This is a genomic window from Lujinxingia litoralis (genome assembly GCF_003260125.1).
Classification (GTDB): domain Bacteria; phylum Myxococcota_A; class Bradymonadia; order Bradymonadales; family Bradymonadaceae; genus Lujinxingia; species Lujinxingia litoralis.
Genome location: NZ_QHKO01000003.1, coordinates 506278 through 521032 on the forward strand (window position 1 = coordinate 506278; position 14755 = coordinate 521032).

The following is a 14755-nucleotide window of genomic DNA, read 5'->3' on the forward strand; positions in this document are numbered from 1 at the left end:
TCAGCGCACTTTTTTGGAGAAGGTCTTAAACGCCGGGTGTTCGGCGCTTCGCAGTGCGTCGAAGACCACCGTCTCGTAGTTGGTGATGACAGCGCCGGCCTGCTCCATCACCCGCAGGCCGTTGTCGCGGTTCTCCAGACGGCGGCTGATCACCGCGTCGAAGGGCACGAAGACCCGGTGGCGGTGCTCGATCAGCGCGCGCACCGTAGCCTGCACACAGATATGTGCCTCCATGCCGCAGACGACGATGCGTTTGGGAAGTTCGATCAGGAAGCGGTGGAACTCCGGAGCGGCGCAGGCATCAAAGGTCATTTTTTCGACGCGTTCTGCATCGGCGTCGTTGAGCGCCTGGAGGAGCGAGGCTTCGGTGGGACCCAGGCCCCCGGGGTACTGTTCGGTGTAGACGATCTGGGCGCCCACCTCTTTGGCCAGCTCCACCAGTGTTTTGGTGGCATGGAGGCAGCGCTCCATCTCGGGCTCGGGCATCGCCTTGAGCAGACGCTCCTGGACGTCGACCACCAGCAGCGCGGATTTTGAACCAAGGTAGATGTCGGTCATGGTAAGTTCCTGGAAATAATATGCTTTTAGGTTCTGATGTTCAGGCGGGTCACGGGCAAGCGCGCCCGAGGAGGGGGGCGCTGATTTCTTGGGCGAAGCCCCGGCCTCTGATAGGGTCCGCTCCTTAAGAGGGGGGTGGGGCAAGGCTAGAGGTTAGAGAGGCGGCGGACAAGTCCGGCCGCCCGGGCAGTAGCGAAGGAACTCGGTCATGAAGCGAGTGGATATTCTGGGGCGATGGCAAAAGAGGCTGGCAGTAGCGAGCTGTGCCTGGGTGCTGGCGAGCTGTGGCATGGAGGGCAGTGAGGCTCCCGGGCCGCTGCCCGTGCCGGTGGAAGCGGCCCGTCAGTTGGTGGAGTCGCGTGTCGGGGAGCTGGCGCCGGTGCTGGAAGAGGCTGCCCGCGAGAAGGCGCTGCGCGGAGCCGTGGAGGCGTTGGTGGCAAATGAGGCGGCCCGGCCTTTTGCCGCGCGGGTTCAGTCGGGGCTGCGCTATTCGACGGTGTATCAGCGCGAGTATGTGGATGGAGAGCGCTGGCCCTTTTTGACCGACGCAGGGGGGCTTAATGAGGTGGGGATCGCTGTGTTGGAGGAGGTGCGAAAGGCCCCCTTGCACGGCATCGAGCTGACGCTCTTTGGGTTGGAGCGCATTGAGAAACTCCAGGCGCGTATCGCGGCGTTGAGTCCCGATGAGCCCGCTGGCGAGGAGAGCGCCTTTAAGCTCCAGCCTCAGGAAGTGGAGTCGCTGGTCGTGGCGGTCAGTGCGTTTGCTGAGACTCATGGGGGGCTGGAGGGGCCGGTGGTTGAGCGTACGCTGATCCGCGGGGGGGCGGGGCTGGAGCGGGTACAGGAGTATGTGCGGGAGCGGGGCCGGGCGTTTGCCGAGCGCTCGGCGTTGCGCGCCGAGCTGGAGCTCTACGTGGCGGACGCCGCGCTGCGATACGCCCGGGAGATGCGTCACGCCAACCTCAATCGCCTGGGCTGGCGGGAATTGCGCGATGCCGGTGGTTCCACCGAGCTTATTCTGGGGAGGATGCAACGCACGCTGGGAGCGCTGAACCAGGCCCGGGGGGCCGACGATGTGCAGGAGGTGTTCCGGGGGCTGGAGCCCGATCATCCCCAGTACCGGGCGCTCTTTGAGGCCACGCAGCGCTATCGGGAGTGGGTGGCCGCAGGTGGGTGGCCGCAGGTGCGTCCGGTGTCGCTTCGCGAGGGGACGCGTAGCCCACGGGTGGGCGTCTTGCGCGAGCGGCTGCGGCGAGAGGGCTATCTCTCGCCGGTGGAGCCCGATGAGGAGGTTGTCGAGCCCGGTGATGAGGCCGAAGAGGCGTCGGCGGAGTTGGTCGCGCGTGCCGATGTGCCGGATCCGGATGGGGAGGTCGCGCGTGCCGAGGTGCTGGATCCGGATGAGGAGGTCGCGCGTGCCGATGTGCTGGATCCGGATGAGGAGGTCGCGCGTGCCGCGGTGCTGGATCCGGATGAGGAGGTCGCGCGTAGCGATGCGGCGAGTGCGGAGCAGGAGGTCGCGCGTAGCGATGCGGCGAGTGCGGACGAGGTGCCGGCGGACGAGGTGGTGCCCGAGGTCGATCCTGACGTCGTCGATGCTGCGCTCATCGAAGCGATGCGGCTGTATCGCCAGACCCATCAGTTCCAGGAGCGTGGCGAGCCCACCGCCGGGGTGTGGCGAAGTCTCAACGTGAGCGCCGAGAGAAGGCTCGCGCAGATGGAGCTGACGCTGGGGCGCTGGCGGGAGAGTCAGATGGATGGAGACGAGGACTTCGTCTTTGTGAACATCCCTGACTTTCACGCCGAGGTCTTTGTGGAGGGAGAGCGGCAGATGCGCTTTCGGGTGGTTGTCGGCAACAACAAGCGGGTGTGCGACAGCGAGAGCGGCCGTTGGAAGTATCCCAACGCCACACCGGTGCAGTGGGCGCCGATGGAGCATATGATCCTCAACCCGTCCTGGTATGTGCCGCCGCGTCTGGTGCGTGAGTCGCTGGCGCCCAAGGCTGCAAGGAACCCGAATTACTACGAGGAGAAAGGCTACGAGGTTCTTCAGCTGGGAAGCGGGGAGGCCGTGCGCCAGAAGCCCGGGCCCGACAACGCGCTGGGGGTGGCGAAGTTCATCTTCCCCAATGAGCAAAATATCTACCTGCATGATACCCCCCAGAAGCATTATTTTGACTACCCGGTGCGCGGGTTCAGCTCCGGATGTGTGCGCGTGCATCAACCGGTGGAGTTGGCACGTTTTCTGGCCGAGTATCAGGGGCGGGAGGAGCTCAATGTCGATGAGCTGATCGACTCGGGGCGTACGCGAAAGATCGATTTTGAGCGTCAGCTGCCGGTGTTCATCGAATATTACACCGTGTGGATCGATGAAGCCGGCCACGCCAACTTCCTGGCGGATATCTACCGTCATGATGCGCGCCGAAGTTCCGAGGACCCCGAGGCGTTCGATAGTTGCATTCAGCGTCGTGCTCCGAAGGAGTCTCCTCTGGAGGGCAGTGAGGATGAGCCGACCGGCGTGGGTGACGACCTTGGTCCGTGAGAGTCGCGTGAGCGTTTGGGGTTGACGACTAGAGACGTTTCACCTAGCGTGCCTGCTGCTCGCCTCTACGAGAGCGCGACGCGCGAGTAGCTCAGCTGGATAGAGCGCTGGCCTCCGGAGCCAGAGGTCGTGGGTTCGAATCCCGCCTTGCGCATTCAACAAAAACACAGCCATCAAGGGGCATCCAGTGTGCTCGCGTCGGTAGCGTCCCAAGCTCGCCGATGCGGTCCCAGGTAAACGTACCAAGTGAAGCCAGCCCCATGGCCTGCTCGACCAGTGCAGCGTCGACGCCATCCAGCGCCGTGTCTGCGAGAGCGTGTCGAGTGCGGCGTGCTTCGATTCCGTCCGAACTCCAGAATAGCGTTGAGTCATCGCCACCGAGCTGTGGCTGACCATCGACCCGAGCGTGCGGGGCGATGCCGGTGGTGCGCTCCGCTGGTGCTCGCGCGCCATCGTTCGCATCCGGGGGGCTGCCTGGCCATCCCAGGGAGAGGCGTGCCCGGGGGGGAGCGCCCTATGGCGTTGGTGGGTGTGATTCCGGGGCCGGGGAGTACGGTGGTTCTTGCATCTGAAGCAGGTGCCTGAGCGTGGCCTGATCGTTGGTGGCGAAGGCCTGCTCGGCGCGCAGGCTCGCGCGAGGGCGTCCCAGGGTAACTACGGCCTCGATGCGGTCTTGATGGATGTAGCCCACGATGGCGTCGCGTTCTGCGAGCGAGCCGTGGATGAGGACCCGATCGAAGTGTTCGCAGTGGCCGACGTAGCGGATGTTGAGATCGAAGTGACGGCTCCAGAAGAAGGGGACCAGGGAAAAGGGCTCCACCGGTAGATTTAGCATCACCCTGGCCGCGCGTTGAGCCAGGCGCTGGGCCAGCACCCAGTGTTCCACGCGGGCCGGGGCGTCGCTGGCGGGTTCGGGAAAGCGAGCCACATCACCCACGGCGAAGATCGCCGGATCGCTGGTGCGCATCTGGCGATCGACGAGGATGCCCCGATCGACCTTGAGTCCGGCGGCCTCGGCCAGCTCCGTACGGGGGCGCACGCCCGTGCCCAGGACCACAAAGTCGAAGTCGATGTGTTGCCCGGTGCTCAGGTGGGCACGGGTTGGCTCGAAGCTCTCCACACCGGTGCCCAGCATAAAGTCGACGCCCTGAGCCTCGTGAGTGTCTCGGACCAGGCGGCCGAGCTCCTCGCCAAGGACAGGTTGAAGGGGGAGCTCCTCGGGAGCCACCACCGTGACGTTGAGACCGCGCTTGCGCAGCGAGGCTGCTACTTCCAGCCCGATGAAGCCGGCCCCTACGATGAGGGCGTGTTTGCCGGAATCGGCCGCCTGGCTGATATGCCGGGAGTCGTTGAAACTTCGTAGCGTGAAGTGCGTTGTCTGCTCCAGGCCTTCGATGGGAGGCACAAGGGGTTCGGCACCGGTGGCATAGAGAAGCGCGTCGTACTCAAAGGCGGTGCCTTTGTCGGTGACGACCTGTCGGGCTTTGCGCTCAATGCGGGTGACCCGGGTATCCTTAAGAAGGTTGACGTTAAGCTCTTCCCAGCGCTTGTCTCCTCCGAGTGGTAGCCACGACGCGGGGGCATCGCCGGCGAGGTAATCTTTGGAGAGGTTGGGGCGGTCGATAGGGCCGCTCTCTTCCTGGCCGATCATGGTGATGGTGCCCTCGAACCCTTCGTGGCGCATCAGCTCCACGGCTGCCGCTGCGGCTGCTCCGGCGCCGACGATCACCAGCGCGTTGATCGCAGGGCGTCTGAGATGGCGCCGGGGGACGTCTTCTCGCGCCCTGACTCGGACGCGTTCGCCGTCCACAATCACCGGATAGCAGCTCACCGGGGAGAGCGCCGGGGCCCCCAGGGCGCTGCCATCGCGAAGACTGAAAACAGCGTGGTGCAAGGGGCAGTGGATGGTGTCTTCCACGACCAGGCCCCGGTGCAGGGGCCCTCCGTAGTGGGTGCAGCGCGCGCTGATGGCTCGTATCTCGTCGGCCAGGCGCACCACAACGACCGCATCATCGCCGACGTGTCCGAGAAAGGGCTCGCCAGGACGAAGCTCCGAGAGCGCGATGCCTTGGGTGAGGTCGGGGCCGTTTGCGTCGGGCTGATCGGTCATTGCGTGAGGTCTCCAAAAGGGTGACGAGACGTGGGTACCGGGGCCGTTTACGAGCGTGTGAACGCCGAGGGGGCAGTATGCCGAGAAACCTGTGGACCACTGAAGATTCGTCAAGGATTTGTGTTTGGGGTTGCACATACGATCAGGGGGCACATGTTCAGGCGCGCGGTCGACCCGAGGTTGAGAATGGGGCGGTGGTCTGTGTCTTGCTCGCGCGGCGATGCGGGCCGTGGCGTAGGTTTTAGGGGGACTTCTTTAGGGGGAGGTGCTTTGAGGTTTGGGGCTCGGCGCGCTAAAGTGAGTGCTCCACTCATAAAAAGCAGTACAAGCAGTCATTGCACGGGAGGGCGATGCGATGAACTACGCCGGTCATCAGGTTCATTTTCTGGAACGTCTGGAGCGGGTCGATGGCGAGGAGCAGGAGCTGGCGCTGTCGTTGTACTACGACGCGAAATTTGTACGTGCATACCTGGAGAAAGAGTCCATTCCCGAAGCCTTTGAGCGCGTGGCGCTGGCGCTCTCCGACGAGCCCAACGGGGCTCATGTGGTAGCGACACGGGATGGGGCCTTCGTGACGGTGCTGGGGGCGGGGATGAAGCCGCGCAATCTCTACGTGCTGCCACGCAGTCGCACGGTGAGGTTGCATCAGATGTTGGAGCGCATACGCGGGTATATGGCAGATCTGGAGGGAAAAGAGATTCATCCGAGGAAGGCGCTCGCGGTGTTGCGTCGGGAGGCTAATGTGCTCACACGCGAGAGTTTTGAGAGGCTTAAACGTGGGGCCCCGCTGCTCTATCCGAGTGTGTTGGAGTGGATGTGGCAAGCGCAGGGGCGACTTCAACGAAGGCGCGGGCTGCTGGCGGCTCGGCTGGGGTCACGGGGCAAGCGGGTTCGTCGCGTTAAGGGGAGGATGAGGAGGTTGGCGCGCGAGCACTGGGAGGATGTGTTTATGCTCACGCATATGATGGTGTTGGGCGCGGAATGGAACGCGATGTATGGGGCCTGGGTCGACCATCCTCGGGCCATAGAGGAGAGTTTTGGGGAGATGTTTTATGGGTTGTGGAGTGAAGGATGGTTTGGCGTGGCGACGCGGGTTCTGTGGTGTGCCGGTGAGATGGGAGAAGTCCTGGCTCCGGGGCTGATGGCGCGGATGGAACATGAGGAACATGTGTCGCGAGGGTTCTTCAGTGCGATGGCGCTGACGGTGATTGCGCTGCGTCATGAGCAGTACTTTGATCCGTGGATAAAGCTGCTCAAGAGCTGGCCGCCGAGTGGCGACGACAGTTCAGAGAAAGCGCTGACCGAGGTCGAAAGGATGCGGAGCCTGTGCCGGGAGGAGTTGCTTCCGGCGCTGGAAGATCCGGACTCGCACCGGCAGCGCTTCTGCGAGATGGCGCTGGAGCAGTATGAGGGAAGTTTCGGGGATGGCGATGGTGAGGCCGAAGGCTGGGTGGCTCCGGAGGCGTTGAACGAGGACGAGCTGTGTTCGCTCTTTCACCTGATGCTCTTTGATGATCATGGGGGCGGCGCGAACCTGACGATGCTGGTGTACGCGTTGCCCTATCTCGCGGCGATTTCTGCGGAAGAGTTGTATCCCCGAGCTGAGATTCTTCCGCCGGGGGAGGGATGGGCGCCGGGCATTGGTGCAAGTCTGCTCGCTCATATGGGGCGTCGCCTCAGCTATCGGAAGCCCGAGCGTGTGAGCGCGGTGCCCGGGCGAAATGATCCCTGCGGGTGCGGGAGCGGGAAAAAATACAAGCGATGTTGTGCGGGAATGATGGTGCATTGAGCGGGGGAAGTCTGGCTGGTTTGACACCGATCGGTTAAGAGAGAGTGGAGAGCTGAAGGCAGATTGACTCAAAGCTACGAGGTGTCTGGTGCGCGGCGTCACATCAACGGTGTTGGGGGGGATGGTTTTACTTATGGCGGGATGGTTCGGATGCGGGGAGCCCACAGGTCAGCCCGTGGAAGAGGCGCCTTCGGGGCCGCCGTATGCGCCGGTCTGGGACGGAGAGCCCCTCGGGGGGGAACGTCCGGTCGAGCCTGTGTTGCCGGTGGACTACGATGTGAACAAGCGCTGGCCGCTGGTGATCGCACTGCATGGTTTTTCGGCATCACCGGACTGGATCGACGACTATTTTGGCGTGCGACGCGAAGCCGAGGAGCGAGGTTTTATCGCACTGATGCCCGAAGGAACGTTGGGGGCTGGCGATCTGGCCTTCTGGAATGCGACGCCGGCCTGCTGCGACTTCGCGGATGTTGGCGTCGATGACGTGGCGTATCTGAGCGCGTTGATCGAGGAGGCCCAGGAGCGACTGGCCGTGGACCCGGAGCGTATTTATTTTATGGGGCACTCCAACGGAGGGTTCATGAGCTACCGGATGGCCTGCGAACTCAGCGAGAAGATTCGGGGCGTGGCAGTCGCCTCGGGCTCGAGCCTGGCGGATGCCAGCGCGTGTGGAACGCCTTCGCCGTTGCGGGTACTGCACGTTCACGGGACCGAGGATAATGTCATTCCCTACCAGGGGGGGAGTTTTGGGCGTGATGATTTTCCCGGTGTGCAAGACGTGGTGGCCCGCTGGGTTGAGCGCAACGGATGTGCGGGGGTGCCCACCGAGGAGGGCCCGGTGGATCTGAGCAGTGGCGTTTTCGGTCGCGAAAGTACCATTGAGCGTTGGGCGGAGTGTGAGTCGGGAATGAGTGTGGAGCTCTGGACGGTGAACGGTGCGGATCACTTTCCGTGGCTGAACTTGAGGGGGCAGGACGCGCTTTTTGATGCTCTGCTGGACGAGGATTAGAACTCGGAGCCGGTGTGTGGCCAGGCGTGTTGTGGAAACGTCGGCAGGGGGGGAGCGTTGTGCGTGGCAGAGCGCTTTTGCGATGCCCCTGGGAAGGATAGGGCAGGGGGCTTTGATCGCGAGGGGGGATGTGGGAGCATCGACAAGGCGGGAGGCATCAATGGCCGTGGATGAAGCTTCCGGGGGAGTCAGGAGAGCTATGGGCGCGAACGTAGGGCGAAAGACTGAGCACGGAGATTCGCAGATCGAGGAGTTGGCCGAGAAGATCGGCGATGCCCGCGAGATGATCGCGCATACTGAGATCTTTAGTGCCGAAGATATCGCCAACAGCGTGAGCCATGGCGTGGGATTGGGGGCGGCACTTGTGGGCTTTGTGGTGCTTGCCGTTACGGCATGGGCGACGGGAGCGGGGCTGCAGATTGTCGGAGCGCTGGTGTATGGCCTGACGCTGGTGGCGCTTTTTGCGGCGTCCACGGTTTATCACAGTGTGACGCATCCCCGGGTGCGGCGGGCGCTGCAGGTGGTCGACCATTGTGCGGTGTTTTTTCTGATTGCAGGAACTTATACGCCCTTTGCGCTCGTGACTTTGGCGGGCCCCCTGGGCTGGAGCCTTCTGGCGGGGGTGTGGGCGATGGCGCTGCTGGGGGTGACGATCAAGCTCTTCTGGTTTGGACGTTTTGAGGGGGTGAGTCTGGCGCTGTATCTGTTGATGGGGTGGACGATCGTGTTTGCGATTAAGCCGCTCTGGCTTGCGATGGAGCCGGCTGGCGTGGCGTTGCTCTTTGGTGGGGGTTTACTTTACACGGCTGGCGTGGCGTTTTTTGTGTGGGAGCGGCTCTTTTTGAACCACGCGATCTGGCACCTGTTTGTGCTCGGCGGGAGCGTGTGTCACTACCTTGCGATTCTCTTCTATGTGCTGGGTTGATCTGGGCGCCGAGAATGGTGGTGTCGGCTATATGCGGACGTGTCGGGAGAGGTCCTGGTAATTCTCGGCAGCGGTGACAGGGTGGGGTAAGTTGACAATATATATGGATTATCTATACTCAGCTCTCCTGGTCAGAAGGTCAGTGATCGGGTCATGAGCGGCGTGTGAACGCACATGCTTATTCGCAGCGCTGGCGTCCGATGCGGATTTCGGCGCAAAAAAGCTCAGCTTTGAAAGGTCCAGTTCTTCTTGAGCGGAGGAAGATGTTGGGCGCCTGCGTGGCGTACCTTCATCTGGAAGACGCGCTTCGTGGGCGATGTGAACACAGCACCCAGGAGAGCGAATGGACACGTTAGATGTGGTCAAGAAAGCGGAAGAGCGGGGTGGAAGGGAGCGACGAGAGGCGATTGAGCAGGTGCTCATCAGCGCGCGTCGGCTCGGCTGTGATATGCAGGTTGGAGGCGGTCAGGCGGGGGGGATGAATCTGCGTTATGGAGCGATCGGGTACGCGATTCTGGATGTGAATACCCGTGGGGTGGTCAAGCTCTACGCCTCGCCACATCCGGGTAAAGAGGTCAGCGAGGAGCATCGAGACGCGGTGAACGCGTTTATCGAGGGGCGAGAGGCGTTGGAGCCGAAGTCTTTTCCGGTCCATACCTATGGGCATCTTGAGAATCCGATTGAGGAGATTGGTTCGGAGCCGCTGGTGGCCTTTGTGGAGCGTGCCGTGCAGTTGATTCGCCGGAGTTACTACGAGCCGTGGCGTGAGTTGCACGAGGCTTAAGGGGCTTTGGCGGAGGGGACTGGGGGAGAAGGATTGAAACCCTGCCGGGCGATTAGCCCGGCAGGGTTTTTTGTCTGGTGCTGGAGGTGGGGAGCGAGAAAAAAGCAAAAATAAGGGGTAAGGACGCAAGATCGTCGCCGTGAGCTCGATAACAGAGAACGCAGGGGCGGTGAGTAGGCAGTTGGAGAGGAGTACGCCGCCCGGGGAGAGGATGTGAACTTGAGGGGCTGGCGATGGAAATTTCGAGTGCACTGAGCAATGCCGCGGCGGCGATTTTGGAGATCGGAGGGTCGGCGGCGAGCCTGGAGGCGAGCGCTCCGAGCAGCGTGGGGGCAGGCGATAGTGTGGAGGTTGGCGGGGGGGAGAAGAAGGGTTTTTTCGGGCTGATCAAAGATGTGTTCACCGGAAAGAGTAGCATTGGGACGGCAGCCAATAATGCGCTCGATGGGCTGGGGTTACCGGACTGGATTGGCGATGTTGCCGGGGCGGCGATCGACTTCGGGACGGGCAATTTTGCCGGAGGGTTGGAGAACGGGTTGAAGGTGGCCGGCCATGTGGCCGAGGCCTGTGGTGGCGATGAGATCGCGGGGTTTTGCCGTTCAGCCAGTGATGTGGTGGGGATGTTTTACGAGACGGTTGGTCCGATTGTGACCAAGGTTGCCCTGGGGGTGGCCACCGGTGGGGCGGGCGCGGGTGTGCTCGGAGCTGCGGGCGGAGCGGGAGCATTGGGAGGCAGCGCCGGGCTCTTTGCGAATCTGGGGCAGCTCGGAGGCCTGGTCGGCCAGGCGGGGCCGGTGCTGGAGCACGCCGGAACGGCGATGCAGGTGATCGACGCGATTAAGTCCGGAGGCAGTTTGCTGGAGAGTGCGCCGCAGATCGCGAATCTCTTCAGCGGCGCCTTTGACACGCTTCAGGATTTGGCCGGTCCGGATGGCCCGGCGGATCAGGTCAAGGCGACCTTGGAAGAGGCGGTGGAGCGGGCGCTGGAGAAACTTCAGAGCCAGGGCTCGCTGGCCTCTGATTTGGGGACGCAGGTGTTTGAGCAGGTTCGAGAGGAGCTGATGGGGCAGGCAAACTCGCTGCTTGAAGGGCTTGGTGGTGCGGCGTCCTCGCAGGTGGAGGCGGTGCTCAACGAGGCATTGGAGACCGCGGGGGGCCTGCTCGATATGGCGGGATTGGATTCGGGAGTGGCGGGGGATGTGATGGATATGCTCGGGCAGCTGGATGCGTTCAGTCTGGCGAAGCCGGTAGCGGAGTTGGTGAGCACGATCTTCCGAGCCTGAACTCGGTGATCGAGTGAGTGTGGTCTGAGCGTAATTTTTGTGCGTCCAATCGAAGGAGCAGAGATGAGTGAGCAGAGCGAGAAAGAGCAGAGCAGCACGGAGCGAGCCTGGCAGGCGGCCCCTGATATTGTGGCGGCACAGGTGCAGGCGTTGGCTCGTAAGTATTATGAGCAGGGGGAGTTGGATCGGGCGCGCGAGGTGCTGGAGAAGCTGGTGAAGATGCGGCCCCGCTGTGCGTGGGCCCACGCGCTTCTGGGGGTCGTGCAGCGGCGTCAGGGGCGGATGGTCAAGGCGTTGGAGTCGTTGCAACGCGCCGCGGAGATCGATCCCGACGATCGCAACACACTGGTCAATCTCGGGGAGTGCCTGGTGATTGCGGGGAAGGTGCCTCAGGGGGTTGATGTGTTGCGGGCGGTGTTTGAGATGGGATACGACCCCGCGCTTGCTCCGGAGGAGCACGACGCGTTTACGCGTCGTGCCGGAGCTCAGCTGGAGGTGATTCAGCGCGCGGCACGCATGGTTCAGGAGGAGTACGGCCAGCAGGGGAGTTAGCGCGGCGGGGGGGCGCTTTCGTCGTCGAGCAGGGGGCGAAGCGCCGGGGTTTCCAGGTCGTCGAGTTGGCCCCGGCGCACGGCCCAGATAAAGGCGGCGACCGAGCTCAGGGTCAGTAAGAGCGCCATGGGGATGAGCAGGTAGAGGATGTTCATGCGGCGGACTCCGTGGGGTGAGGATGGCCGGCGAGCTCCCGGGGCTCGGGTGGTGTCGCGGCGTTGGGGGGGGCCGGGGGGCTCTCTCGGGGCTCAAAGGAGCGCTGTGAGAGCGATGAGGCGACCACCGCCAGGGAGCTTACCGGCATGAGCAGGGCGGCGACCAGCGGAGAGACCAGTCCGAGCGCTGCCAGCGAGATTCCAAAGGCGTTGTAGAGCGCGGAGCCGACGAGGTTTCGGCGTACCGTGCGCATGATGGTTTGAGCGCCGTCGAGCAGATCTTCGATCGGGGTAAGGCCCTGACGCATCAGGAAGATGTCTGCGGCCTGAAGGCTGGCCTCCGCGCCGCCGTGGACGGCCACGCCCACGTGGGCGGTCTGCAAGGCGGCGGCGTCATTGACGCCGTCTCCCACCATGGCGACGGTGGCCTCGGGGCGCCGGGCGCGAAGTTCTTTGAGGTAGGCGACCTTGGCTTCCGGGCTGGCTCCGCCCAGGGTGGCGTCGGCAGCGATGCCCAACTCGCGGGCGACACGACTGACCAGGTCGGGGTGGTCTCCGGAGAGCAGGTGGACGCGCACGCCCCGATGGGCCAGACGCTGGACGAGCTCGGAGGCGCCCGGGCGCAGCGTGTCGCCCAGCCCCAGGAGTTGGCGAGGTTTTTCGTCGACGACGATGACCAGGGGAGTGAGCCCGCGTGCGGCCAGCTGGTCGGCACGTGCGCGCCAGGGGTGGTCGTCGGCCAGCTGCCAGGAGGGCCGCCCCACGGCAACGCGGTGGTTGCCGACTCGGCCGGTGATGCCGCGGCCCATATGCTCTTCGATGTCGGCGGTAGGCGGGCCGGGGTGCCCCGGTGTGGGGGGCGCGGCCGCCACAATCGCTCTGGCCAGCGGGTGGCTGGAGTGGGCTTCCAGGGCGCTGGCCAGGGCCAGGGCGCTGTCGTCGCCTTCGCTGGAAGCGATGGTGGGCGTGCCCACGGTCAGCGTGCCTGTTTTGTCGAAGACCAGGTCGGTGAGATGATCCAGGGCTTCGATGACGTCGTCGTTTTTGATGTGGACGCCCCGTCGCGCGGCGCGTCCAGCTCCCACGCTCATGGCCAGCGGGGTGGCCATGCCCAGCGCGCAGGGGCAGGAGATGACGAGCAGGGCCACGGCGTTGGGGATGGCGCGGGAGGGGTCAATCAGGGCCCAGACCAGGGCGGTGAGCAGCGCGGCACCGAGGACGGCCAGCACGAAGATGCCGCCCAGGCGGTCGGCGAGCTGTACGATCGGGGCGCGCTGGGTCTGGTGATCTTCGATCCAGCGCAGGAGTTTGCCCACGCGGGTATCTTCGGCGGTGGCGAGGACTTCGACGTGAAGGAGCGCGCCCAGGTTGGTCACCCCGGCCTCGATGCTTTGCCCGGGGGCGATCTTCTCGGGGCGCGATTCGCCGGTGAGCAGCGCGCGCAGGACTTCGCCGCGGCCCAGGGTGACGGTGCCGTCGGCGGGGACGACGTCGCCGGTGCGGACTTCGATGAGGTCGCCCGGACGCAGGGAAGTGGCTAGGACGGCTTCGGCGGTGTCTCGGAGCGCGGCGGTGGGCTCGTCGGCCCGGCGCAAGAGGCGGGCGCTGCGGGGCAGCAGTGAGTAGAGGCGTTCGGCGGCGTCGGCGGCGCGGGCGTTACCCCGGAGTTGCAGGTAGCGCGCGCTCAGCAGGGCGGCGATGAGGACGGTGAGCGAGTCAAACCAGACATCGCCGGCGCCCCAGACCGTGTTGTAGGCGGAGTGAAGCCAGCCCACGCCGATGCCGAGCGCGATGGGCACGTCGATGGAGAGGCGCGTCAGCCCGGAGGGCAGTCCCTGGGCCAGGGCCGCGCGAAGTGAGGCCCAGGCGCGGCGAAAGAAGATGGAGCCGCCCACGATCATCGCCACGATGCTCAGGCCCAGGCTGAGCCAGCGCATGGTGGTATGCAGCCCGGCATCGGTCAGCGCGCTGAGGCCGGCGTATTCGGAGATGGCGAAGATCATGGTGTTCATCGCCACCGCCCAGCTGATGCCCACTCGGATCAGCAGGCGGCCCAGCCCCTGGGAGCGGACCTTGCGTTGGTCGGCGCGCAGCGGGTGGGCTTTGTAGCCGAAGCGGGCCAGCGCCCGGCCTACCTCGGAGAGGCGCACCCGTTCGGGATCCCAGCGCAGGCTGAGCAGGCCGCGCGTTAAGTCCAGGTGGGCGTTGACCACGCCGTCGAGGAGTTGCGGCATGCGCTCGATCAGCCAGACACACCCGGCACAGTGCACACCTTCCAGGTGAAGTTTCGCGCTGAGGGTGCCGTCTTCGTGGGTTCGGGCGTGCTCCTGGAGGAAGGCTTCGGAGTCGAGCAGTGGCGCTATCTCGGCGGCATCCTGTGGCGAGTGGGCGGGTTGGGGGTCGTTTTTCCAGGCGTCGCGGAGTTGGTAGAAGTTGTCGAGCCCCGACTCATGGAGCACCACGTAGACCGAGTGGCAGCCCACACAGCAAAAGCTGGGGGTGTCTTCCGGTGCACCCCGGGGCGGAGGCGGTGCCGGCAGGCCGCAGTGGGCGCAGGGCACGGTGGTGGGAGTGGTCATGGTGAGCGCTCCACGCGATGGGTGCGCCGGTAGGGGGTTTCACCGGCCTGGAGGACGAGCTCGACGTCGTAGACGCCGGGAGCGTCGGGGGCTCCTTCGATGCGGTAGTGCCCCTGGAGCGTGGGGTGCGCCGTCAGCTCCAGGGGGGCATCGGGTTCGATCTGGGAGGCCAGTCGAAACTGAGCGGTACCGGTCAGCGCCAGCGGCTGGTTTTGAGCATCGCGCACTGCCACCTCGGCCAGGCCTTCATCCAGGCGCAGCGCCACGGTCCAGCTGAGCTCGTCGGCGGCGCGCCTGGTGGCCTGGGTCTCATCCCAGTCGACCGCCTTGGCGTAGTAGTCGGGCACGATGCGCGGCCCCCCGTCGGAGGCCGACGCAAAGATGATCGACATGCCCGAGCCCATGGCGATGGCCAGGATGACGATGATGAATCCGGGCCAGAAGATATGTGATGGGATCGAAGGCATGG

12 protein-coding genes and 1 tRNA gene are annotated in these 14755 nt (G+C 64.4%); 8 read left to right on the top strand and 5 right to left on the bottom strand.

What is annotated here, in order from left to right; genetic code table 11:
- Positions 1-558 carry an isochorismatase family protein gene (locus DL240_RS09425; RefSeq protein ID WP_111729627.1) on the bottom strand — a complete coding sequence of 186 codons (558 nt, stop codon included), beginning with the start codon at positions 556-558 and terminating at the stop codon, positions 1-3.
- A 208-nt stretch (positions 559-766) separates the two neighbouring features.
- On the opposite strand from DL240_RS09425, the gene DL240_RS09430 reads away from it, so the two are divergent.
- The gene (locus DL240_RS09430) at positions 767-3100 is read left to right on the top strand and encodes a L,D-transpeptidase family protein (protein WP_146618208.1); all 2334 of its coding nucleotides are present in this window, start codon (positions 767-769) and stop codon (positions 3098-3100) included.
- An 80-nt stretch (positions 3101-3180) separates the two neighbouring features.
- Positions 3181-3254 (top strand) — tRNA-Arg (locus DL240_RS09435).
- 360 nt (positions 3255-3614) lie between these two features.
- On the opposite strand, the gene DL240_RS09440 is transcribed toward DL240_RS09435, so the two are convergent.
- Positions 3615-5210, bottom strand: coding sequence for an FAD-dependent oxidoreductase (locus DL240_RS09440; RefSeq protein WP_111729629.1), 1596 nt, complete (start codon positions 5208-5210; stop codon positions 3615-3617).
- A gap of 355 nt (positions 5211-5565) precedes the next feature.
- Here DL240_RS09440 and DL240_RS20235 point away from each other — a divergent pair, with 355 nt between their 5' ends.
- The 6 genes from DL240_RS20235 to DL240_RS09475 all read left to right on the top strand — a co-directional run bounded on the left by DL240_RS20235 (position 5566) and on the right by DL240_RS09475 (position 11552).
- Positions 5566-6999 carry an SEC-C metal-binding domain-containing protein gene (locus DL240_RS20235; RefSeq protein WP_199589780.1) on the top strand — a complete coding sequence of 478 codons (1434 nt, stop codon included), beginning with the start codon at positions 5566-5568 and terminating at the stop codon, positions 6997-6999.
- 133 nt (positions 7000-7132) lie between these two features.
- Positions 7133-8008 carry a CE1 family esterase gene (locus tag DL240_RS09450; RefSeq protein WP_158542459.1) on the top strand — a complete coding sequence of 292 codons (876 nt, stop codon included), beginning with the start codon at positions 7133-7135 and terminating at the stop codon, positions 8006-8008.
- Positions 8009-8207: 199 nt separating this feature from the next.
- Positions 8208-8933 carry a PAQR family membrane homeostasis protein TrhA gene (trhA, locus tag DL240_RS09455; RefSeq protein ID WP_199589781.1) on the top strand — a complete coding sequence of 242 codons (726 nt, stop codon included), beginning with the start codon at positions 8208-8210 and terminating at the stop codon, positions 8931-8933.
- Between the two features lie 343 nt (positions 8934-9276).
- A complete protein-coding gene (locus DL240_RS09460; protein ID WP_111729631.1) occupies positions 9277-9717 on the top strand; it encodes a hypothetical protein in 441 nt (146 codons plus the stop codon).
- A gap of 233 nt (positions 9718-9950) precedes the next feature.
- Complete coding sequence (locus tag DL240_RS19965) at positions 9951-11000, top strand: hypothetical protein (RefSeq protein ID WP_158542460.1); 1050 nt, start codon at positions 9951-9953, stop codon at positions 10998-11000.
- Between the two features lie 63 nt (positions 11001-11063).
- A complete protein-coding gene (locus tag DL240_RS09475; RefSeq protein WP_111729633.1) occupies positions 11064-11552 on the top strand; it encodes a tetratricopeptide repeat protein in 489 nt (162 codons plus the stop codon).
- On the opposite strand, the gene ccoS is transcribed toward DL240_RS09475, so the two are convergent.
- Genes ccoS through DL240_RS09490 form a run of 3 tightly spaced genes read right to left on the bottom strand, consistent with a single transcriptional unit; the run spans position 11549 to position 14753 of the window.
- Positions 11549-11707, bottom strand: a complete 159-nt coding sequence (gene ccoS, locus DL240_RS09480; RefSeq protein ID WP_111729634.1) for a cbb3-type cytochrome oxidase assembly protein CcoS — start codon at positions 11705-11707, stop codon at positions 11549-11551. The genes DL240_RS09475 and ccoS overlap by 4 nt on opposite strands.
- On the bottom strand, positions 11704-14286 hold the full coding sequence (locus DL240_RS09485; RefSeq protein WP_111729635.1) for a heavy metal translocating P-type ATPase: 2583 nt from the start codon (positions 14284-14286) through the stop codon (positions 11704-11706). The genes ccoS and DL240_RS09485 overlap by 4 nt, the downstream gene beginning before the upstream one ends.
- Positions 14283-14753 (bottom strand): FixH family protein, encoded by a 471-nt coding sequence (locus DL240_RS09490; protein ID WP_111729636.1) that lies wholly within the window; start codon positions 14751-14753, stop codon positions 14283-14285. The genes DL240_RS09485 and DL240_RS09490 overlap by 4 nt, the downstream gene beginning before the upstream one ends.
- Positions 14754-14755 lie beyond the last annotated feature (2 nt).